The sequence below is a fragment of the Dryocola clanedunensis genome, from assembly GCF_038405435.1.
GTDB lineage: Bacteria > Pseudomonadota > Gammaproteobacteria > Enterobacterales > Enterobacteriaceae > Dryocola > Dryocola clanedunensis_A.
This window is the reverse complement of record NZ_JBBYHZ010000195.1, coordinates 1-542: the sequence shown is the minus strand read 5'-3', so window position 1 is coordinate 542 and position 542 is coordinate 1. Positions and strand designations below refer to the sequence as shown.

The window sequence follows — 542 nt, the reverse complement described above, 5'->3', positions numbered from 1 at the left end:
TCGCTGCCGGCGCTGATCGGGCTGCTGATGCTGATCGGCATCGCCACCAAGAACTCCATCCTGCTGGTGGATTACGCGGTGATGGCCGAAGACGAACACGGCATGAGCCAGCACGACGCACTGATCGATGCCTGCCGCAAACGTGCACAGCCGATCATCATGACCACGCTGGCGATGGGCGCGGGCATGATGCCGATCGCGCTGGGCTTTGCCGGCGATTCCAGCTTCCGTGCACCGATGGCGATCGCCGTGATCGGCGGGTTGATCACCTCCACGCTGCTGAGCCTGATCGACCCGGCCATCGATTCGATCGGCTTCGGCCGCTCGCTGCTGCATCCGGAGCATTCGGACAGTGCCAGCGCCGCGGTGTTCCGCGACAACGGCAAGGACTACCCGCGCTACCTCGCGTTCTCGCGCTCGCTGTGGCTGGGCGACAAGACCCGCCAGCTGCGCATCGATGACGACAACCAGGTGGTGATCGGCCTGCAGCACGTGCAGCCGCCGGTGCTGCTGGAGTACGACAAGCATTGGGATCTGAAGTC

Annotated in this window: 1 protein-coding gene; it reads left to right on the top strand. The window is 64.6% G+C overall.

What is annotated here, in order from left to right; genetic code table 11:
- Positions 1–542 (top strand): efflux RND transporter permease subunit (locus AAE045_RS24190; protein WP_455549836.1); only part of this gene is annotated, 542 nt, incomplete at both ends.